1 pseudogene is annotated in these 795 nt (G+C 36.2%); it reads right to left on the reverse strand.

The annotated features are described in order from the left end of the window. Positions 1 to 36: 36 nt before the first annotated feature. Positions 37 to 795 (reverse strand): annotated as a pseudogene (locus MICAI_RS17630) (RNA-guided endonuclease InsQ/TnpB family protein); the annotation flags it as partial.

Here is a 795-nt window from a genome sequence, read left to right on the forward strand (position 1 = left end):
ACAGACTGAATTCCATTTCAGAAATTCCCTTCACTTTTACTTCGAGAGATTGATTCTCCTTGGGTGAACTACGCACCTCTCTATCCCATAGCGGTTAAACACATTTGGGAATGCTTTTCGTAAAATATTGTAGGAACCCATGACATCAGATTGAACCAGAATCCCCTTATCTGTACGATGTAACCCTCGCTTAATTCTTTTTCCTGAAAACACTGGCTTTTCAGTTATCTGTCCATAAACAGGGAGAGGATCGTCATTCAAAAAATTAGCAACGGAAGTATAGGATTCTTCTTGAAGAATCACAGAGATTCCTTCTAATTGACATTTATAACTAATCATCTCAATTAATCGAGCATGAGGGATGGTCACAAATTTTTGATTGTTGACTTTTCCTAAGTTCACTTCTTGTTTCCAACCGTCATTTTTCCCAATTACTAAAGTTGTTATCTCTTGCTCAACTAAGAGATTGACTAAATAACGACTAGCTCGGTGAAGATAATCATCTACTTTCTGATTACGACAGCGAGTTAAACGGCAAATTCTCTGGGAACTTTGACGATTGCCTTTTAATAGAGATTGTAACTTAGCTCGACGTTGGTTATAAAATTGATTCAGGCTTTTTAACGGTCTGCCATTAATCAACAAAGGGATAAAATCTGGTTAATTTGAAGTTACAGCCATCAAATTATCTATGCCTAAATCTATCGCAGCTATCTTTTCATTAGGAGCTAAGAACTGTTCGGTTTTCTCATAAATTACCTCGATTACATAACAATCACATTTAGGAACTATTCT

Origin of the sequence: Microcystis sp. T1-4 (assembly GCF_000297435.1) — a bacterium.
In the GTDB taxonomy this organism is placed as follows: Bacteria; Cyanobacteriota; Cyanobacteriia; order Cyanobacteriales; family Microcystaceae; genus Microcystis.